This window comes from Bradyrhizobium pachyrhizi (genome assembly GCF_001189245.1).
Classification (GTDB): Bacteria; Pseudomonadota; Alphaproteobacteria; order Rhizobiales; family Xanthobacteraceae; genus Bradyrhizobium; species Bradyrhizobium pachyrhizi.
This window is the reverse complement of the sequence record NZ_LFIQ01000103.1, coordinates 1-19,453: the sequence shown is the minus strand read 5'-3', so window position 1 is coordinate 19,453 and position 19,453 is coordinate 1. Positions and strand designations below refer to the sequence as shown.

The window sequence follows — 19,453 nt, the reverse complement described above, 5'->3', positions numbered from 1 at the left end:
CAATCGTTTCATGCCCGGAGAACGGCAATGTTCGGGAACATATTGGTCCATCTTCCCACCGAGCTCCCGGTGCGGGCTACGGTGAACGGTTCAATTTCCTTCGCGCAGAGCACCGGCGCGCATCTTGACGTTTTGGCAATCGGTTACGAGAGAACCATTATTCCGCTCGCTGCACTCGGCGGGGCGGCCGTCACGTCGGTCTTTGAAATCGAGCAGGCCCGTGCGTTGGAGAGAGCCGAGGCGGCACTTCATGTCTTTGATCTGCAGGCAAGGGGCGCCGGCATTTCCTATGCGAGCCGCGCGCTCACTGCGGTTCCGGCGGAGGCGCGTCGAAGCATCTGCGCCAGCGCGCGAGTGCATGACATGACTATCGTCACACAGCCCCAGAGCGGCTACGACAGCTACGACAACATTATCCCCAAGGAGATCCTGTTCCAGGCCGGCAAGCCAGTTCTGTATCTGCCAAGCGTCTTCCACGGCGCTTTTTCGGCCAGACGAATCGGGATTTGCTGGGACGGCAGCCGCCTTGCGGCCCGCGCATTGCACGACGCGATGCCGCTGCTGTGCGAAGCGGACGCGCTGACCGTCATCGTGATCACTGCTGCGCACAAGGTCCCGGCGGAAAGTTCCGCCGACCATGTGGGACAGTATCTTGCAAGGTCAGGGCTTCCTGCAAAGATCGTGTCGCTCCCAGCGTCCCAGTCAGCGCACCGCGGCCTCCTATCGCTTGTGGCGGACGAAAGCCTCGGCCTGCTGGTGACGGGCGGATACGGCCACTCTCGGCTGCGGGAAAGGCTTCTCGGTGGCATCTCGGGAGACCTGCTTCGTGCAAACATCATCCCGGTTTTGATGTCGCATTGAAGCACTAGATGCGGCCTGGACGCCGTCGATCGGCGCAGGGCGAAGCACCGGCCGCCCGCCGAAGAAGAGCGCCGCCTGTCCTGGCTCTCATGCGCCCGCCGTCGCTCCATCGACGAGGCGAGGCGGAAGCCGATCCGCCGCGGTTTTCGAAACATTGCACATACGCTACCGGTCTGGAGGAGCGGGACAATCTGGTCACCGCCCATCCGACGAAGTCCGAGCTCCTCTTCAAGGCGAACGACCGACAAGCCAGCATGCAGCTTGCTAATCCAACGCGGCCTCGTCGGTTTTGAGCCGTATTCGAGCAACCGAAGGGGCGCCGCACTCATTCGAGAATCGTCCTCACGGGCTTACGTATAAATACTTAGTGGGTTCTACCTAGGGGAAACATCCAAATTTTCCAATTTGTTAGAAGCGGCCAATCTGCGCCCGCCCCATCGACGTTCTGAAGATCGAGTCGCCATGTACGCTCAGACCGCAAGCATTCACGAGATTAGCCATCATTCGAGCAGTGTCTTGTGCAGACAACCTCGTACCCATGGACCGTTTGGTATGGTTGCGACCCCGATGCGGTTCGCTCGCAATGGCGAGATCTATGGCGAGGACGAGGCAGCCGAATACCTATATCAGGTGGTATCGGGTGCTGTACGAACCTACAAGATTATGGAAGATGGACGTCGACAGATTGGTGCGTTTTATCTGCCCGGTGACATTTTCGGCTTCGAGGCCGGAGACAGCCATATCTCTTCGGCGGAGGCGGTCTGTGAGACGCATCTTTTGATGGTGAAGCGCAGCGCTCTCATTGCTCGCGCCAGCCACGAGAGCGAGCTCACACGGCAACTATGGGACGCGATGGCGCTTGAGCTCCGCCGCTTTCAGGAACATCTGATGCTCCTGATCAGCAGCGCTGAAGAGCGGGTCGTGGCATTCCTGCTCGATATGTCTCGCCGCGCTACGAAGAACGCTGCGATCGAACTGCCCATGTCACGGCAGGATGTTGCAGATTACCTTGGCTTGACCATCGAAACGGTCTCGCGCACCCTCACTCAACTCGAGCAGAATGGCGTGATCGCCCTGCCGTCCTTGCGCCGAATCGAGCTACGTAACGACAAATTGCCCAGCCGCGTTGCGCAGAACTTGGGCTAAGCTCAAGCATCGCTGTGGAATGAGCGACTTCTTTGCACCGAACAGCGCCGACGAATCGCGGCGCGTCAAGGACATCGAACCTTTGCTTGGGCGAATCTCGCACGGGTGACAGGATCGCTAAGCTTACATTGTTCCTCCGTGGAGCACCGCCATGATTATCGATCTTCTGCTTCGAGAGCATCGCAATATTGATCTGCTTCTGGTCGCCCTCCAACGTGAATTGGAGGTTTTTGAGCATGGGGTCCGTCCAGACTATGAGGTAATTCGCGCGATTATCAGCTACTTCGAAGTTTATCCGGAGGTGTACCATCATCCTCAGGAAGACCTGATTTTCTCCAAGCTCAGAACTCGCGATCCGGACGCGGCTGCTAGCGTCGGCGATCTCGCGCACGAACACCGCGAAGTCATCGACCGTCTGCACCAATTCGCTCGAGCTATCGATGGTGTCCTCGCGGATCGTGAACTTCTTCGGCAAGACGTCGGCAACATCGTGCGCGACTTTATATTGCGGGAGCGGCGCCACATGATGTGGGAAGAACGAGATTTCTTCCCCGCCGCCATCAAGGCTCTATCGGCTGAGGATTGGACCGAAATCGCGTCCGCCCGTACTGATGACGGGGATCCGCTATTCAGCGAGGCAGCGGAAGCGACTTCCGATGCACTAAGAGCGCATATTCTAGAATTGGAGCAAGAAGCTGAAGCCGAACGGAGCTCGGTTGCGTTTTCGTCCGCAATGGCCGGCAAGCCGCCAGATGGCGCCAAAGCCGATGGACCGTAATTGATCGCTGGCGTTTTGACGAGGGAAAAGTGGACGTCATGCTCATCCCATTGAAATGAAGGAGATTCTTCCTCGCACGCATGCGCTGCGCAGAGCCAGGACGAAATCCGCAATTGCTTTCCTTCAGTCCGCCGGGCGCAATCGGCATGCCGAACCCGAAGGTTTCATGACCTGAGCGTCGGCAAGGCAAGCGCCGGTGTTGCTCGGCTTTCCCCGACTGATATCGCGCCAAACGGCCTACATCCACCGATCGATCGGGATGGACAGTTGCGGCCGCTTCTCGAAGCCTCCGGGCCTGGCACAGGGCAACGCAGGACCTGACCTTCGACGTCTACACCGATTGCTGTTTGGTTCACCTCACTCAATCGGTGACTGGATTGGATCACCAACGAACCACGGACGCCCATGCGTATAGGATGCTGCTCATTGCGAGCGGGCGAGCGGGCGAGCGCTTTCATCGCGTTTCGAAGTGCAATGCATGCGCTGCGGGCATGCCCTACCAATTTCGGCTTGATGGCCACGATGGCTCGGCGCGGATATTTGAGCCAGCGCAAAGCTTATCCGCGGCGTGTCCGGTAATCGGCCGAAGAGGAAGAAAGGCATCCGAATGCGACCGGACTTGGCAAACTCCTACGGGCAGCACCGGCTGCCCCGCTACACCAGCTATCCGACGGCCCCCCATTTCTCAACGTTGGTTTGCGAATCCGACTATCAAACCTGGCTCAAGTCGTTGGGCGCCCAGCAATCCGCCTCGATCTACGTGCACGTGCCGTTCTGTCGAAGCACGTGCTGGTATTGTGGCTGCCACACGTCTGTCACGAAACGCCAGGAACCGATCGCGATCTATGCAGCGGGACTGCGGACTGAAGCTTACCTCGTTGCAGAAACCGTTGGTCGACGGCAACCGATATCTCATATCCACTTCGGGGGCGGCACCCCGACGATCATGACGCCTGAAACGTTTGCTGATCTGGTCAGTTCGTTGCGCTATTGCTTCGCTGTCCTGCCCGATGCCGAGATCGCCGTCGAGATCGATCCACGCATATTGAGCGAGCCGATGGCCGAGGCGCTGGGTTATTGCGGGGTCAGCCGGGCGAGCCTTGGTATCCAGAGCTTCGATCCTGTTGTTCAGCAGGTCATCAATCGTCTGCAGAGCTTCGGACAGACCGCGACTTCGGTCGACCGGTTACGCCGGGCCGGCGTCGAGCGGATCAATTTCGACCTCCTCTATGGCCTGCCCCTGCAGACGGTCGCCTCGTGCCTGGACACCGTCGCCAAATGCCTCGATCTTCATCCGGACCGGTTTTCGGTCTTTGGCTACGCGCACGTTCCTTCGTTCAAGAAGCATCAACGCAAGATCGATGCGTCGGCCCTGCCCGACAGCGTCACGCGCCACCACCAATCCGAAACGATCGCCAAGGCTTTGGTTGATGCGGGATACGTACGCGTCGGCATCGATCACTTCGCCCTGCCGAACGACAATCTCGCCCTAGCGAAGCGGGAAGGCAAGTTGAGGCGCAACTTCCAGGGCTATACCGACGATAGCGCGGACGCTCTCATTGGTCTGGGCGCCAGCGCCATCGGCCGTATGCAACAGGGGTTTGTCGCGAACGCTGTCTCGACAAAGCACTACCTCGCTCGCATCGCCGAGGATCGGCTCGCCACCGCGAAGGGCTATTTGCTCACCGATGACGATCGTTTCCATGGCGAGATCATCGAGCGGATCATGTGCGACCTGGCTATCGATCTTTCCGAGACATCCCGTCGTTACGGCCGGGATCCGAGGTCGGCTGTCGTCGATCGTTACCGGCTCGACAGCCTTATCGCCGATGGCATTGTGGCGATTGATGATGGCCAGCTTTCCGTAGCAGCTGGCGCAGAGTTCCTGGCCCGGACCGTCGCATCGGCTTTCGACGCTCACCTCCCTCGGTCCAGGGCTATACATAGTCAGGTGGTCTAACGACTGAGCAGAACTGAACGTTTCAGATGGGAGTTCGACACCCGACTGGCTTTGGATGACGACCAATTGCGGCGCTGAAGAGCACGCCGGTTGGCATCCCGTTCGCGCCCCGCGTCGAGCCGCGCATCTCAAACAGAGCTTGAAACCGACACTTGGCTATCGAGTGGAATCCACGAGTGCTCGAAGCAGGGTCAAAATCAACAGCAAGGTCACGACTATAAGACTTTGCAGTCGGCATTTTCGTATAGTCGCGTCGATCGGGCACATCTTTTCCGGGCAGGAATGCGCACCAGCTTGCGCTTGGTGCCCGTCCATGCCGCGACCTCCCCGCCCACGCTGCTCGGCTCGGTTACACGTAGCGAAAGTACGCATCAGCGGCAAACCTTCGTGTGGATTTCTTATCCCACGCTATATCGGCCGCATACCACGGCATAATTGAGCTACGTTGAGCTTGTGCTTTAACTGGGGTCAGCTTCTCGGCGGATGTCCTCGCCGTGATCGAGCCATCGGCTGTCCTCCCTCTGCCGATGGAAGCCGGCGCGATGCATAGCAGCGTCGCTCCTCCCGGACACACTCTGCCCGGCCGCTCAAGGCGGCCGGGCTTTTTTTATTCTCCAAGGCGCCTCACGACGCAAACGCCCACAAGCGATCAAGCGATCGCCTTCTCGACGAGAGACACTAGGTCCAGGATCAACGGTCGACGGGAGCGGATGCAACGCGCAGTTCGCGGGCAGCAGCGACCATGTTGACCAGTGCCGGGCGAACCTCCTCCCATTTGCGCGTCTTCAGGCCGCAGTCCGGATTGCCCCAGAGTTGCGAACTCCGCAGCCGCTTCCGAGCGAACGCCATGAGCTCCGGGCGCTCGAGCCGGGCTACGAAATTCTTTCCGGCGATAGGCGCGCCTGAGCGGTCGCGCACCTCGATCGCAAGAACAACTCCTTGGGGCGGTGCAAAAGAGGCTAACGCATCGGCGGCGAGTTCCTTCATCGACGCGTCGACTCTTGGAAGAGACGAAGCAAGCCTGCGCGATAAAGGTCACGGCGCCGGGCAGGACGCTCTTCATGCAATCTGGCTATCGAACGGTTCATTGAGCACGCTTCGATGCGTCTGCCTTATCCACCAACAACCAAGGATAAGTGTTGAATAGGCGCACGAAATACGCGCTAAGTCCAGCAGCATACTCAGCGAGCACGTTGTTTTAGGACCAGCCAGTCCTGGTAGGCGTCACGCGGATGTTTTTGGCGATACTGCCCAAAGCAAGCATATTGAATCACCACAACGAAAAGAGAAGCCTGCAATGAAAATGGCTGTTTGGAGTGCTCTCGGCGTCTTTGCTGCTGCTGTCTTTACGGTCGGCCTGTTCGGCTGGATCGCAAGACCATTTATGAATCAGGCCGTCAGGCAGATGCTCTCGAAAGTGTTGAGCGGTTCAAGCCGAAGCTAGCAAGGCCTCGGGCTCCCGCTCTTGCCAGTCGACACGTCGGGAAACCCAACTCCCTCCAAGATTGGCTTGCGACGACGAACAGATAGACGACAGGTCAAAAAACGCGTCATCGCGCGAGCGGCGAATGCCACCGTCTCGCCCCGCCTGCTCGACTCGAGACCTCCCTAGCGTCGATTCCAATTGCTCGCCGCTGAAGGCCGCCTTCGCTCCGTTGTTGGCCGCAAAGTGCCAAGCACAACCCGGCTGAGGCGCCTTCGACCTTCGCAGCAGCGGCAACGGCCCCGAACCACACGGTTCGATGGCGGCAAACCTGCTTCCAATTGTCGTCAGGATCTGTCGCAGGCGTTCGCCCGTGCTGTCGAAGATCCAGCGCGTGACAGGAATCAATCACGGAAGTCGCGACGAATAGGGCTGAATGGTAACATTAAAACGTGCGCAAGTTGGGAAGTCGACAAAGACGGCACAAATCTCGTACGAATTGCCGGCTATTGCCTGGCACGAAGAATGCTAGTCATCGGCATGTCCAGGCTTCTCCTCCTGGGCAGGTCCAGCATTGCAAATTGAGGCTTTGGCTGACCACTGAAGTTAGCGGCGCGTGACATCGAGGGACGGCGCCTGCTCACGCGGGACATCAGCAGGCGCCCGCGTCACGTTGCCGCTAACTACTTGCGATCGCGCATAGCACGTTCAGGATGTCCCGGTTTAGAATTTGACGTGTGGATGAGCCGGCAGCAATGACCAAAATGTCTAGAAGGCGCATGCTTTGGTTCTGTATCGGTCGGCTGCTGATCTGCCTGGCCGGGTTGGCGGCGACGAGCAACGATGTTCGCGCCAACGACAACGCGCTTGTCGAAAGGGTCAAGTCGACATGGCGAGCGCAAGATGGTGAGACTATAGAACAAATCATCTCCCAAGTCTCGAAGGTGGCTCACTTCGTCCCTCGATCGTGGGGAGTCGCTGAAGGAGTTGACCGAACGGAGTATGTTTACTTTTCGTGGACCAGGCACCCGGACAATAAATCAGACGAACGGTACGCTATCACTTGGAAGATCGCGACCGACGGGACGATTAGAGTTGCGTCGACATATACAAAGCCGATTGAATTGGGCTGGCGCGCGCTGGCGCTCTCGTTGATCGCCAGTGAAGTCACAGATGGCGAAAGGAACCCAAATCTTCGCTTTCTGCATGATCCGGCCAACTTCAACTTCGTGACGACCGCGCAAGGCAAGCTCGGCAATCTTCTGCGGCACGGCCGCTGCGATATCATTGAACCGGTTGCAGTGGATTACGTGTCGAAACCGAATGACAAGCCAACTGAAAAGGGTGATCTGTGGCGCGTTCTGCTTTTGGTGAACTGCAAGATCCCAGGGCCCCATTATTTTACCCACAATGGCGTCATCACTTTCGAGAAGAGCGAGGGACAAGATTGGGAGCCTCGATCTTTTTTTGCCAAGCGTATCGCCGCCTTTCCTCCAGGCTCTTGGTTCGATCGCATAGAGCCAAGTGAACGGGAAGCAATAGAGAAGGCGCGAAAGGCCTCGGCCAATGGTCCCACAGAGCGAGATCGCAGCTCAGCTCCTTCACGTTGAGTACTCCGGACTAGCAGCACAGCGGACGCGTTCGGAAGCGGCCCATTCCGCGAGAAATCGATGCGATGACTGTCAAACGCCATCCGGAACTGCCCGTTGCGCCATGAAGAACCGCCCCACCCTCGGGTTCATAATGTCGGTTGAAGGTTAGCTCCGCCACTGACGGGGCGGAACCGACCGGAGGGCCGTCAGCGGCGGCCGGCTTGATGAGGCTGCTCTTTCGCTTGGCGCGGAGCCGATGGCTGTCGCCGCGGCTCGTCAGCTCGTGGCTGTGGTGAGCCGCTCGGGGATCGCGGTGGCGACCACCGGGTCGGCGAACAGGGTGCCCATTCCCCCATTCGGCAACGCTGCTGGTTCGAGGTGATCGGCATGGCGCCGGTTTCATAGCGATCGCTAGAACGGATGCGCCGCGTCGGGCTCCAGCGGCAAGTAGCTGAGTTTATCGACGACCCGCAGCTTTGGCTTCGCCCGCGCAAGCAGTTCTCGTCCACGCGTCGCTCGCCATGCGCCTTGGTCAGGCCATCCGCGTTACCTAAGTAGGGAGCAATTCCTCGCGACGCCGTGAAGGACAGTCTTCATGGGTGCGATATCCCTCACATGAGTGGCTTAAGATATCTGGGCGAGCGACCGACCAGTTCCGAAACGCCTCGCATCGTGCCAAGTAGAAGCCGTCAGTACCGGCGCGGATATGACCCCAGCACGCGAATGTCAGGGCGCTTGCGAAGCAGCCCGGCAAGACTATTCATCGTCTCATGTCCCGCGACTTCAATCAGATATCTATGCCGATCGAGGGCCGTTTTTGCCGGTCGCTCGTAAATCGTCAGGATCTGGGCTCCGGCGCCGGCGAAAGAAGCAAGCAAGGAAGCAAGATCCGCATCCCTTACGGTCGCCAACAACGACGTCTTGTCGTTCTCAGTCGGCGAAGGGCTATCCCTGCCCAGGACCCACCAGCGCGTGACATTGTGCGGACCTTCTTCGATGCCATCCACGATCGAAGCTAGCCCATATATTGCTGCGCCAAATTTGGGGCCAATGGAAGCCTTGACCAAGCCTTCGCTGTTGGCCACGGTTTGCGCCGCGGCGCCGCTGTTCGCCGTCGCGGTACGACGAACCTGCGGCAGCCAGTAATCTAACCAGAGCTTGGCCTCTTCAAAGGCAACCGGATGCCCGAGGACCTCTTTGACATCCTCCAGACGCGCTCCATGACGAGCAAGAAGGCTATAGCCAAGCATTTTGGGATATTCGGCAACGATCCTTACGTTTGCCAGGTCCAGAATCGGATTTAGAAACGGGGTGGCTCCCACAAGGGAAGTCGTAATGGGCAGGCAGGCCCGGTCAATCTTTTCGCTCCGATATGCCGCGATCAATTCATCTTGGGACATGGGAACCAGGTCCGACGGACCGAACAGCTCAAGGCACGCATGATGTGTCCATGATCCGGCCGGTCCAAGATATCCAATCTGGCCCGGTGTCGCTGTCAAGGTACGTCCATCCAGTGAGAGACTCGCGGCCGCGAGCAACGTTGACGGCCCACCCGTATTGCTCTTTGTCGCGCGGCGGGAAGATGAGTGCCATCGCCAAGTGCGATCTTCATCTTGAAGCGCATGCTGCGTGAACCGATGTCAGTTAGACTACCTCTTGCTTGGCAACATTGCTTGAATGAATGAGGTTTGAATGCGAGCCGTAACGTACTCGTCGTGAGCTAAGAATGCCAGTCCTATCGTCCCATCCAACGCTCTCACATTGCATTCCCAGTTGCATGGTTTCTCTCACCAATGAATGCAATCCTAAGAATGCGGATCTGTACACTTTCGCAGAGCCATCTATGTACCGCAATTCGGCAACACCATAAGCCACCCGCCCCTCATTCATTACCGGTCGTTTCCCGATGTCCGGCCACATCGAGCGAATCTACGCCGATATCTTGCGTTGCAAGACGGCGCCCGCGAACGCGTTGCATGTTGGGTTCATTTCTTTTGATGGCTTTCTTTTGGAGCACCTTGGTTCTTGGACTGATCAGGCTGGCGAGTTCAACGCTCCGCTGATGATTTTGAGCGCGGTGCGCGGCGGTGCGCCTACTGAGAGACGTCGAGGCCGCCAAACGCATACCGCAACATTCGCACCGGAGAAAATCGCTTGAACCTCACGTTGCGTCAGGGCGTAGGTTGGCAATCGACCAGAGCGGTCACTAACCAAACGAAGAATGATGCAACACAGACCAAATACCCGACATGAAGTCCAACGTGGCAATGCCGGGTTGTACGTGCTTCTGATCGGATGGATCAAGAGCGAAAGGCTGCCGGGATGAAACGCCGCGCAATGATCGCTGCATTTCTCGCTGTCATCTCATCTCCGGCTTGCGCAGCGAAACTCAGCGGCCCTCCGCGGATCGTCGACGGCAATACGATCGAGATCGAGCAAACTAAAATTCGGCTCTCGGGCATCGACGCGCCAGAAACGGATCAGATTTGCCTCGACACCCACGGCCAGAAATGGGCTTGCGGCATAGCTGCTCGCGATGAGCTTATCAAGCATTCGAACGGACAAACGTGGGATTGTCATACCACCGGGCGAGATGAGTACGGCAGGTCACTCGGGAGCTGCTTCATTGCAGGCGAGGACGTGAACGCGTGGATGGTACGTTCGGGCTGGGCACTATCATGGGGCCGAAATATCCATATCTACGCCGTCTATGAGGTTGTGGCGAGCCATGCTTATGCGGGCCTATGGTCGGGGGCGTTCATCACGCCCTGGGACTGGCGTCACCGCAACAAGGGAACGATTATCATTGGCGCGAGCTCGGTACCGACCGATGCCCAGGAGCTCCTGCTCGGATCCGCTTTGCTATCGGAGCCGCCCTCACCCGAGTGTCTGATAAAAGGCACGGTGGGCGGCAACGGCGAGCGCATCTATCACGTGCCAGGACAATTCGGTTACGGACAAATCGACATGACGAAGAAGCGGGGTGAACGCTGGCTCTGCAGCGTGGCGGAGGCTGAAGCCACGGGATGGCGTAAAGCCGCGCGATGAGGTGGACACACATGCATGCAGACCGTTCGATCACGCCTTCGCGCCGCTCGCTACTGCTGTTCGCCGTCTCGGTGGTTGGCATGGGGCTTGTCGACAACATTGGTAATGCGAAGGAAGCAAAGCGGCCGCCCAAGCCGGACAACCAGCTTTCGCCAGATGCTGCGCTGAAGCGGCTAACGGAAGGTAATGACCGCTATGTCCAGGGGTTATCACGAGCCAACGATTTCAAGCGCGAGCGTCAGGTTTTAGTCGATGGGCAAAATCCATACGCGGCGGTTCTGAGCTGCGCCGATTCTCGCGTAGCGCCTGAGCTTGCCTTCGACAGCGGACTTGGTGACCTGTTTGTCTGCCGCCTCGCCGGTAATTTTGCCAACGGTGACACGGTCGCCAGTATGGAATATGCGGTCGCCGTGCTAAACACGCCGCTGATCTTGGTACTCGGTCACGATCGTTGCGGTGCCATAGACGCCACGATCAGGTCGCTCAACGACGACAAGCCGGCGCCGGGGCATATTCCATCCCTCGTCGCTTCGCTCGCGCCTGCAGTACGGGAATCGCGCCAGCAAACCGGTGATGCGTTCGCCAATGCGATCCGGCAAAACGTAATCGATAACGTCGATAAACTTAAATCGGCGGGCCCGGTTCTGAACGCGGCAGTCGAGCAGAACAGACTAAAAGTGGTTGGAGGTCTGTACCGGCTCGACACCGGCAAGGTCGATCTGCTCAACTGACCCTAGCACCCTCGCAATCGTTTAAACGACTAACGCGGCTCCGGTGAGTGCCGCGAATTCGTTCGCGTCCGTCGGCTGCAGTAAATGCACCGGATGTGATCCGCTCCACAATTGACATACAGCTTAGGGATACCTTTTTATGCGCGGGCTCTCTATCCTCCTCGTACTCTACGCACTTATGTTGGCAACGCGCGGCCAGCACCAACATAATTTCCTGCCGCGACCGACTGTGTCCATGCCCGCCGTCAATGCCCTGGCCAACACGGTTGACTGAAGCCGCAGAAATGCGCTGCGATGGATGTTTGGGATCTAAGCACGGTCTCGGCGACAGCGTACAATTTCAGACAATTATCCTGGCCGGATCATCCGTTATGGCACCGATACCGATCGTCCCGTTGAGGGACGTCCGGCTCAGCTGGGGCTGAAGATTACATACAGCAGAATTACGATCACGACGGCTGCCCAGCCGGCCGATGAGAGGAACACGGTTGCTCGCGACGGCATCGGACGGTCTCTCCTGCATCAGCCAACGAAGCGACCGCCAGTCTCGGAAAAGCCGCATCGCTAAATCAATCTTAAGAGCATACTTTGGATCCGCAATAAACCGGAATTTATCTCGCGCGCGACAGCTGCGATCAACGGCTGGAACGTCGGATTTCTGCGCCTTCGCTTTCACGCCTCGAGCCCGGCACTCAAGGATCGATGGACGTCTTTGAGAGTGCTATTCAAATAGCGCTGACCGCTCTGCATAGGTGAGCATTATCAATTTGATTCCGAAGTGCCCGATTCAAAGGACGCAACTGCGTGCGTCGGCGCGCACCTTTGGAGACCGACTTGCCGATTCCAACATCAGCCTCATGACCATCTTGCGCGGCCTCATTACACGTCGCCCCAAGTCTCTTCGACTAACGCATCGATCATGTCGGATACATCATCTTGCACGACATTAAGTGTCAGCGAGATCCGCAACCGTGCCGTTCCCACAGGCACCGTTGGCGGCCGTATCCCACGGATGTCAAAGCCACGGGCCTGCAGTGCAGAGGCGAGCCGCATCGCGCCGGCATTGTCGCCCACAACATAAGGAATGATCTGTGAGCTCGAAGAACTCGCGCGACCGCACACAACGAGCTGCCGATGTGTGAAGTCGACCAGATCGATCAGCCGTCGTTGCCGTTCAGGCTCCTCCTGCAGGATTGAGATTGCCTCTCGCACCGCGACTGCCATTAGGGGTGGTGGCGCGGTGGCGAAAATGAATGGACGACATCGATTGACCATGAAGTCGCGCAATACGCCAGAAGCCGTCACAAGTGCGCCCGCCGCGCCCAGCGCTTTGCCGCAGGTGTGGACCACCAAGAGGTTCTCGCGCCCCTCATAGGGCGCGGTGAGCCCCCGTCCCTGCTCGCCGTAAACACCTGTCGCATGAGCCTCATCCACGACCAAGAACGCCTCGTAGCGCTCGGCGATTGCGACCAGATCTTTAAGGGGCGCGAAGTCTCCGTCCATACTGTAGAGGCTCTCCACCACGACCCAGACGCGCCCCTTTCCGCCCTTGGCGCGCCAATCACCAATCGTGTCTTCGATTGACTGGGGGTCATTATGAGCGCTTATCCGGAACTCGGCTCGGCCCGCTCGTGCGCCGTCATGAGTGCTGGCGTGTGCGAGCGAATCGAGAACAAGCAAATCGCCCTGCTGCGGCAACGTTGTCAGAATGGCAAGATTTGCGATGTAACCGCCGCCGAAGAACAGCGCTGTCTCCGCTCGGAAGAACCGCGCCGCCTCCGATTCGAGAGCTTCGTGCTCCTCACAATTGCCGCGCAGAAGCCGTGACCCACCAGCTCCGATCGGCGTACCGGCATCGAGCGCGGTGAACATAGCCTTCTTCATACGGGGCGCATTCGCCAGCGCCAGATAATCGTTTGAAGCAAAATCGATCCCTGTGCGCGGCTTCAGGCCGCGCAGCCGATCGTCATCTTTCAAGGCTCCTAGGGCCGCGACATAAGCATTAAGCGGCGGGTTCATCGATCAAATATCCTGCCGCCCGCAGCGACCGATCGAATCTTCGCGGCACAGTTCTCAGCTTGTGCCATGTCACCGGCGCGCGACCGATTTGCATGTAGATCGAAGCGCGCTGGCCGAGGAAGCACGGCGTCTCCAGTCCATCGGTAATGAACCGACGTCCGGCGAACAAGTCTCTTGTCCGGTTGAATCTGATTCTGCCCGTCGCGACCACGCGCACCGGGATCGCTCAGCGACGCCACCAATCGCACGCCATCGACTTCATTCCACAACGTGAATGAGCAAGCAGGACAAGTATACCGACGCGATCGTCGACAAACTTGCCCATGCAGGTGATGCCGACGCTGCTCATCTTGATGCCAGCGTCACGCGAAGACATCTGCCCCCCAATTGTCCGCACCTAAAAGGCCCTCCCGAACGCCCGCCGAGAGGGTGAACCAACCGCGGCACGGGTCATTCCGCCGTCGCATAGCTATGTTGGCAGATTGCGCTTTCCCACGCCCTCGAAAACTTCGTACAAAGCGGACGAGCGCGCGTTCGATCAGCGAGCGTGATCTAATCGTATCATAAGCGCACGCTCTGTACCCAAGCGATTGCGACACCGACTACCAATTCCGGCGCACAAAACCGTCGACCTCCTTGGCGCGTGTTGCCGCGCGGCCAAACTAACGATAACTATTTGACCGACCTGCAACACAAGCTTCGGGCCATCCATGATTCGTCACCTCGTCTTGTTCGCCGCCATGAATGAGGCTCACATCGATAAAATCATCGACGGCCTGGCGGTTCTCACACCGATTCCACATGCACGCCGGCTCGAGATCGCTCGCAATCGCAAGACCGACCAATTCGACAACAATATCGACGTCGTGGTCTATGCCGAGTTCGACAACGAGACGGAACTGGGAGCTTATAAAGCGCATGGCCTATACCAGGAGGCGATCAGGCTGGTACGGCCACTCCGGGAGCTGCGGTTTGCGGCCGACTACGATGTGTCCACAGATACGCGCTTCGCCGCGGTCGGAGGAATGATCCAGCTTAGCCGGCGAGCCGCGCCTACGTGCGGACGTTAACCCGGCGTCGATGCCAAGAGACCTGCGGGATTCAACCGAACGGCGCGCTCGTTGACACGGGGATCATATCGGAGCGCATACGAGCTCACGCAGTCGTTCGGTGACTAACTTGTTCAAGGCACTTTCGAGAATTGAATCGGTCGAGCCTCTCACTGCGATGCGCTGTCTTATGAATCGCTCGCAGTTTACGTTTCTTGCTGGACTAGCGCAGCAAGCCATTATCGTACGTTTCATAAGGATCTGCATTGTATGCGATCGAACCGGCAGTCGCCGCCGGATTGATACACGGGGCCTCTAGTCTCTCACCGGCGCCAACTCGAGACTGAGCTCTGACAGAGCTTGTTTTTGCCCCGCTCCCCCATTTGAAATCTCACAGCTGGGAAGGGCGGCCGGCGGCGGCGTGCATCGTCCTCAAAAAGGACGCAAGAATTGTACGAAACGGACAAAGCCGCGCGCTATCATCGCCGACGTGCCCAGAATGGACCACAAGAGCACGTTCCGAAGGCTCTGTGCCATGATCATCAAACGCAATGGTCGAGCCGTTCCGCAGTGGCGGGCTCGAACAGCAACAATTGCTAGTGATGTCGTTGGGCGCTACAATACGCTCTTTCCCAGGGACCGTCCCGGACATAGGGGACTAGCGACATGTACGGGTACGTCACGCGTGCCAACATCGATCGCTATCTCAATGTGCTCTACAGCACTGATCTCACCAGCCATGAACGACAAACGGTCACGAGATTGTTGCTCGGCGAGTTTGACAAGCTCCGTCATGATCCCGCGCAGCTAGAGGTTTGCCGAAAAGCGAGCCGCGAACGGGTAAACCACGCCAGGCGCCTACGCGAGTCCTATGCGCTCGGCACAACAGAACGCGAAGCGTCGGATAGGTTGTTAGTAGACGTCGAAAGCCTTCAAAGCCTGTTGGATGCTTTTATCATGGCCTGCACGGGTTCTCGCGGCATCTAAGACGGCGACTTTATCGTAGAATGACGCTAGGTCCGGCACGAGGTCGACTTGATCTTGGCCACATCCCTGCCTGCCATCCGCTTCTAATTCATGGCTCAAGTATGGATCTCCATTGCGGAGATCCAATTTGCCACTGCCCCTTTACGTCGTGAACCGCTATCCCTGGAGTGAAATCCATCAAGGGACGGGGCTCCAAGGCCGGCTTCAAGCGTTTTTTGGGATAAAATTCAAACATCGCACTCAATGAAGACAATGACGCGATGAAAAGCGTCTCGTTGGTGAACTGGACCAGGAGCAGATACATGGCCAGTCATTTCTATCGACTGCTTTACCGATTCCGCATGCGCGCATATGCCGAGTCGCTTTTTCGGCGTAGCGGGCACGAGAAGCAGGAAAAACTTTGGCTGCAGTGCAGCCTGATGCGGCTTGGGAGCGAACTACGGCAATCCGACCACTGGTCCAGCGCAGCTGGTCAGCCCGCGCAGGATGCGGCCGAAGCCATCGTCAGTCCCATCTGAGGGCGCGGGAAGGCTGCTGCCGAGCGCGTTACGGCCAGCAGCAATCCCCGCTGGTGCCGGACTTTCCGAGAGGATGGCACAACAGCATGAACAGGCGCGAGAAGCACTGAGAGGAAGTCATCACGAGATATTCGTGCTCCTCGCATGGAGCCGGCGGGCCGCCGGGCATGACGGCCACTTGCCGTCACCGCATGCGCTATTCCGTGCTACCCGACTCTTGGTTGCCGGCATCTGTCGCGGGCCCGAACTGATCGGCCGGATCGCGCCCCAGCTTTGGCTTCAGCTGCGCTAGTTCGATAAAATCATCCGCCTGTCGCCGAAGTTCGTCTGCGACTATCGGCTGGACCGCAATGGTCGAGACGACGGTGACACTGACGCCGCGGCGCTGCACGGCTCTAATCAACGAACGGAAGTCGCCGTCACCAGAGAATAGGATCATCTGGTCGATATGCTCCGCGAGTTCCATGGCATCGACCGCTAGCTCGATGTTCTTGTTACCTTTCACCTTACGCCGACCGCTGGCGTCAAGAAATTCCCCAGTTGCCTTGGTGACGACGGTATAGCCGTTATAGTCCAGCCAATCGATGAGCGGCCGGATCGACGAATACTCCTGATCCTCGGCGATCGGCGTGTAATAGAACGCTTGCAGCAACGGGCCCCGCCTCCGATACTCCTCAAGCTGGCGCTTGTAGTCGATCTCGAAACCAAGCGCCTTGGAAGTGGCGTGGAGGTTGGGACCGTCAATAAAGAGGGCGAGCTTTTCGAATTGGGACATCACTGCTCCAGCTTCCAAAATGGATGCGCGGGGCCGCGCAGGTTATCCACTAGCCGCTTGCGTAAAACTTGCATTGGTCCGCGAGCATGCTTTGGCATGCCGCATCTCCCAGCTGCTTAGAAAGGCGCAAAGCCTGCCTTCTGCGAAAGGCGTGAAAGAAATATGACGTTGGACGATTTGCATGTGTGACGACGAACGCCCCTTCTTTCGGCCGAAAGGTGGGAGACGCGGTCAATCGATCGGAGGTTCCATGCCGCAGGGCGCGGCCACCACGTTAAGTGGGAGCTTTCAAGCATTATTCAGTAATCGGCCCGACGCCGCGCGACCGTTCCGCTATACTTTCAATACGCGTAGCGTGGATGCATAGCAGGCGGCGATAAGGGTGATAATTCTCACCTGATCGCCGCCGCCCGACCGCGCATCGATCAACGGGCAAAATCCAAAAACGCAAGGAAGTAAGCCACCAGGGTCTGCCTTCCGCGAAAGCGACTGCTTTTTCGCGCCAACTTCCATCCCTCTCGTACGTCGATCTCATTGCTCACGGATCTGGTTTTGTTCTGATGCGTCAGGTTTCTGACAGCTGACGCCGGTATCCAGAGGCTAGACAGCGACAAAGAGACAATTAGAAATCGCTCAAGCGGAGCAAAAATATGGATTCGCTCGACAATACCAACCGATTCGATCGACATCCGGATACGTGCGATGCCGCGGCGGAAACTCCGCAGCAGCAAGGAGGTTTTGAGCAACACATAAGCGCGGCGGCGCAAGCACCCGATAACGCATATCCGCACAAGCAGCTCTTCGATATCGCTGAGGAAGACGACCGCCTCATTCAGGCGGCGACCGATTTAGCCCACGCTCGGCAGGTCCCAGCGAGCACAGTCACCATTGGCATTTATGACCGCGGTCTTCGTGAATTGGCTCAAGAGCTTAAGCTTTCCGGCAAAACGATGGCTGCATTAGACAATGCAAAGTTGCGCGATAGCGCTCGGCGGCTATTTCCGAACAACAGGCTCATCCTGGCCGCTTTGTCGCTGATCGATCGATATCGTAATCCGGACGCCCCTGTTCGCCCCGGTCCAACAAAATATCGTGCGTCGAAGGAAGACGAGCGCCTCCTCAAGGCAGCGGTCATTGCAGGCTTTGGTCGAATGATCGACCAGAAGAGCGCCGACAACTATGCGACCGGCCTTCGCAAACTAGCCGTGGCACTCCGGCCTTCCTCAATAGCTCGCCTCGATTACAAGACCCTGGTTCGCCATGCTGATAGGTTGTTTCCAAATGACAAGAGACTCTTCATTGCGTTGAATCGGCTTCAAGAGTACCGCGCGAGCATCGGCCAAGTCGTTTCGCGTGAGAACGTATCGAGTTCGCGGGTCCCGCCAGATCCGATCGATCATTTGCCTATGTCCTTTCTCGATCAAGAGCAGCCTTTGGATCGTGATGGAAACTCGTGCGGCGCGGGGGTCGTCGTCAGATTCGATCTATCTGAGGGGTGGCCGGGAATGGATTCAGCCGCTCACTGGGGCGCGCAAAATTCAGACAAGGAGGGGCAGCAGCTCGGCGCAGCGAATCTGGGCCAGACGCTGCCGGCCGACCAATTCGATCAACCCTCAATGCATTTCACACATCAACAATCGGGCAGCGCGGCCCAGCAAGAGGGCTCACCCGCGACTGCAACTCATGCGGGTTTTGGCTGGCAGCTGAGCGAGGTCGGTGGTCCGAGCGATCGCATGCTGATGCAGGCCCCTCTTCAGGCCGAACTATCGCAATGGGAGGCGGCGCAGTCCCTAACAGGGGCTACTGGGCACGAAGATGTGTCGGTGTCGCGCGGCGAAGGCGGCAACGTTGCATCACCAGTGTTCCTCTCCGCGGAAGATCATGATCAGGATCTTTTGTGGGGAATGTTGGAAGAGGCCGGGCCAAAGTCGTCTCTTCCAGCGTGGCAAGATCCCGAAGATCTGGATTTCGCAGAGTCTACCCGTCCCATACACTGGCCGCACGAGCATAACCCCGCCCCGGCCGCGCAGATATTTGCGCTGGACGGGAGCGGCACCGAGCCGAGCCAGGAGAACCGATCAACCAGATTCGTAATCAAGTCTGACCGTTACACGGCGCTGTTGGTGCCAGCAGGAGTGAGGAGGCAGGGCCATCCATTCAATCCGCAAGACGCACTCGTTCAGCTCGTAGCTCATCATCCGACGTCGTTCGTTAAGAAACCGGATTGAGCTCTGCGGGACAGGCGAGCGTTCGCCATTGCAGTTCCAGGAGAAGGCGTAAGAACTCCCTGAGCCAGGCGAGGATGCGGCGCAAGTTGTGGCCGACGGCTGAGAGGATGACGTTGGCGGCGTCGCCGGCACGGCCTTTGAGGTAGCAGCGGCCGAGGTGACCTTCCGCCTGTGTCCGATGATGGGCTCGATGGCGGAGCGGCGGCGTAGCTCGCGCTTGATGACACCGAAGACGCCGCGCTTCTGGCCGGAGATGAAGACGCGACGGGGACTTTGTGCATCGTGACCGCGATACCCCTTGTCGACATAGGCCCGCTCGATCGAACAGCCGGTGAGTG

Annotated in this window: 16 protein-coding genes and 2 pseudogenes; 13 read left to right on the top strand and 5 right to left on the bottom strand. The window is 58.2% G+C overall.

Annotated elements, in window-relative coordinates:
* Window positions 1-27: 27 nt before the first annotated feature.
* The 4 genes from AKL29_RS25595 (at window position 28) to hemN (ending at window position 4,745) form a co-directional block, all read left to right on the top strand.
* Window positions 28-861: a universal stress protein gene (locus AKL29_RS25595; RefSeq protein ID WP_050386081.1), complete on the top strand. Its 834-nt coding sequence runs from the start codon at window positions 28-30 to the stop codon at window positions 859-861.
* Window positions 862-1,413: 552 nt separating this feature from the next.
* Complete coding sequence (locus AKL29_RS25590) at window positions 1,414-2,007, top strand: helix-turn-helix domain-containing protein (protein WP_050386080.1); 594 nt, start codon at window positions 1,414-1,416, stop codon at window positions 2,005-2,007.
* A 151-nt stretch (window positions 2,008-2,158) separates the two neighbouring features.
* Complete coding sequence (locus AKL29_RS25585) at window positions 2,159-2,785, top strand: hemerythrin domain-containing protein (protein ID WP_050386079.1); 627 nt, start codon at window positions 2,159-2,161, stop codon at window positions 2,783-2,785.
* 607 nt (window positions 2,786-3,392) lie between these two features.
* Window positions 3,393-4,745 (top strand): oxygen-independent coproporphyrinogen III oxidase, encoded by a 1,353-nt coding sequence (gene hemN / locus AKL29_RS25580; RefSeq protein ID WP_050386078.1) that lies wholly within the window; start codon window positions 3,393-3,395, stop codon window positions 4,743-4,745.
* 690 nt (window positions 4,746-5,435) lie between these two features.
* Here the strand turns inward: hemN and AKL29_RS41150 are convergent.
* Window positions 5,436-5,609, bottom strand: a pseudogene (locus AKL29_RS41150) (hypothetical protein); the annotation flags it as partial.
* Window positions 5,610-6,042: 433 nt separating this feature from the next.
* Between AKL29_RS41150 and AKL29_RS42970 the strand changes: the two are divergent.
* Together AKL29_RS42970 and AKL29_RS25570 are read left to right on the top strand one after the other, a co-directional pair.
* Window positions 6,043-6,189: a hypothetical protein gene (locus AKL29_RS42970; protein ID WP_160321790.1), complete on the top strand. Its 147-nt coding sequence runs from the start codon at window positions 6,043-6,045 to the stop codon at window positions 6,187-6,189.
* A 734-nt stretch (window positions 6,190-6,923) separates the two neighbouring features.
* The gene (locus AKL29_RS25570) at window positions 6,924-7,778 is read left to right on the top strand and encodes a hypothetical protein (protein ID WP_050386076.1); all 855 of its coding nucleotides are present in this window, start codon (window positions 6,924-6,926) and stop codon (window positions 7,776-7,778) included.
* Window positions 7,779-8,449: 671 nt separating this feature from the next.
* Here the strand turns inward: AKL29_RS25570 and AKL29_RS25565 are convergent.
* The gene (locus tag AKL29_RS25565; protein ID WP_202814557.1) at window positions 8,450-9,259 is read right to left on the bottom strand and encodes a prephenate dehydratase; all 810 of its coding nucleotides are present in this window, start codon (window positions 9,257-9,259) and stop codon (window positions 8,450-8,452) included.
* Between the two features lie 407 nt (window positions 9,260-9,666).
* Here AKL29_RS25565 and AKL29_RS25560 point away from each other — a divergent pair, with 407 nt between their 5' ends.
* From AKL29_RS25560 to AKL29_RS25550, 3 genes are all read left to right on the top strand, one after another.
* Window positions 9,667-9,918, top strand: coding sequence for a hypothetical protein (locus tag AKL29_RS25560; RefSeq protein WP_050386074.1), 252 nt, complete (start codon window positions 9,667-9,669; stop codon window positions 9,916-9,918).
* Window positions 9,919-10,082: 164 nt separating this feature from the next.
* Complete coding sequence (locus AKL29_RS25555) at window positions 10,083-10,808, top strand: thermonuclease family protein (protein ID WP_028336462.1); 726 nt, start codon at window positions 10,083-10,085, stop codon at window positions 10,806-10,808.
* An 11-nt stretch (window positions 10,809-10,819) separates the two neighbouring features.
* Window positions 10,820-11,539: a carbonic anhydrase gene (locus tag AKL29_RS25550; protein ID WP_082190712.1), complete on the top strand. Its 720-nt coding sequence runs from the start codon at window positions 10,820-10,822 to the stop codon at window positions 11,537-11,539.
* 879 nt (window positions 11,540-12,418) lie between these two features.
* Here the strand turns inward: AKL29_RS25550 and AKL29_RS25545 are convergent.
* Window positions 12,419-13,558 (bottom strand): 8-amino-7-oxononanoate synthase, encoded by a 1,140-nt coding sequence (locus AKL29_RS25545; RefSeq protein ID WP_050386072.1) that lies wholly within the window; start codon window positions 13,556-13,558, stop codon window positions 12,419-12,421.
* Between the two features lie 710 nt (window positions 13,559-14,268).
* On the opposite strand from AKL29_RS25545, the gene AKL29_RS25540 reads away from it, so the two are divergent.
* The 3 genes from AKL29_RS25540 (at window position 14,269) to AKL29_RS25530 (ending at window position 16,112) form a co-directional block, all read left to right on the top strand.
* Complete coding sequence (locus AKL29_RS25540; protein ID WP_050386071.1) at window positions 14,269-14,628, top strand: Dabb family protein; 360 nt, start codon at window positions 14,269-14,271, stop codon at window positions 14,626-14,628.
* Between the two features lie 645 nt (window positions 14,629-15,273).
* The gene (locus AKL29_RS25535) at window positions 15,274-15,594 is read left to right on the top strand and encodes a hypothetical protein (RefSeq protein ID WP_050386070.1); all 321 of its coding nucleotides are present in this window, start codon (window positions 15,274-15,276) and stop codon (window positions 15,592-15,594) included.
* Window positions 15,595-15,896: 302 nt separating this feature from the next.
* Window positions 15,897-16,112: a hypothetical protein gene (locus tag AKL29_RS25530; protein WP_152977766.1), complete on the top strand. Its 216-nt coding sequence runs from the start codon at window positions 15,897-15,899 to the stop codon at window positions 16,110-16,112.
* A gap of 196 nt (window positions 16,113-16,308) precedes the next feature.
* On the opposite strand, the gene AKL29_RS25525 is transcribed toward AKL29_RS25530, so the two are convergent.
* Entirely contained in the window at window positions 16,309-16,887 is a 579-nt protein-coding gene (locus AKL29_RS25525; protein WP_050386068.1) for a LabA-like NYN domain-containing protein, read from the bottom strand.
* Between the two features lie 650 nt (window positions 16,888-17,537).
* Between AKL29_RS25525 and AKL29_RS25520 the strand changes: the two genes are divergently transcribed.
* Window positions 17,538-19,115, top strand: a complete 1,578-nt coding sequence (locus AKL29_RS25520) for a hypothetical protein (protein WP_050386067.1) — start codon at window positions 17,538-17,540, stop codon at window positions 19,113-19,115.
* Here the strand turns inward: AKL29_RS25520 and AKL29_RS41140 are convergent.
* Window positions 19,099-19,453 (bottom strand): annotated as a pseudogene (locus AKL29_RS41140) (IS5/IS1182 family transposase); the annotation flags it as partial. The gene AKL29_RS25520 and the pseudogene AKL29_RS41140 overlap by 17 nt on opposite strands.

Coding starts and splice junctions, on each gene's coding strand:
- AKL29_RS25595 (WP_050386081.1), top strand. CDS start 28: ATGTTCGGGAACATATTGGTCCATCTTCCCACCGAGCTCCCGGTGCGG.
- AKL29_RS25590 (WP_050386080.1), top strand. CDS start 1,414: ATGGTTGCGACCCCGATGCGGTTCGCTCGCAATGGCGAGATCTATGGC.
- AKL29_RS25585 (WP_050386079.1), top strand. CDS start 2,159: ATGATTATCGATCTTCTGCTTCGAGAGCATCGCAATATTGATCTGCTT.
- hemN (WP_050386078.1), top strand. CDS start 3,393: ATGCGACCGGACTTGGCAAACTCCTACGGGCAGCACCGGCTGCCCCGC.
- AKL29_RS42970 (WP_160321790.1), top strand. CDS start 6,043: ATGAAAATGGCTGTTTGGAGTGCTCTCGGCGTCTTTGCTGCTGCTGTC.
- AKL29_RS25570 (WP_050386076.1), top strand. CDS start 6,924: ATGACCAAAATGTCTAGAAGGCGCATGCTTTGGTTCTGTATCGGTCGG.
- AKL29_RS25560 (WP_050386074.1), top strand. CDS start 9,667: ATGTCCGGCCACATCGAGCGAATCTACGCCGATATCTTGCGTTGCAAG.
- AKL29_RS25555 (WP_028336462.1), top strand. CDS start 10,083: ATGAAACGCCGCGCAATGATCGCTGCATTTCTCGCTGTCATCTCATCT.
- AKL29_RS25550 (WP_082190712.1), top strand. CDS start 10,820: ATGCATGCAGACCGTTCGATCACGCCTTCGCGCCGCTCGCTACTGCTG.
- AKL29_RS25545 (WP_050386072.1), bottom strand. CDS start 13,558: ATGAACCCGCCGCTTAATGCTTATGTCGCGGCCCTAGGAGCCTTGAAA.
- AKL29_RS25540 (WP_050386071.1), top strand. CDS start 14,269: ATGATTCGTCACCTCGTCTTGTTCGCCGCCATGAATGAGGCTCACATC.
- AKL29_RS25535 (WP_050386070.1), top strand. CDS start 15,274: ATGTACGGGTACGTCACGCGTGCCAACATCGATCGCTATCTCAATGTG.
- AKL29_RS25530 (WP_152977766.1), top strand. CDS start 15,897: ATGGCCAGTCATTTCTATCGACTGCTTTACCGATTCCGCATGCGCGCA.
- AKL29_RS25525 (WP_050386068.1), bottom strand. CDS start 16,887: ATGTCCCAATTCGAAAAGCTCGCCCTCTTTATTGACGGTCCCAACCTC.
- AKL29_RS25520 (WP_050386067.1), top strand. CDS start 17,538: ATGGATTCGCTCGACAATACCAACCGATTCGATCGACATCCGGATACG.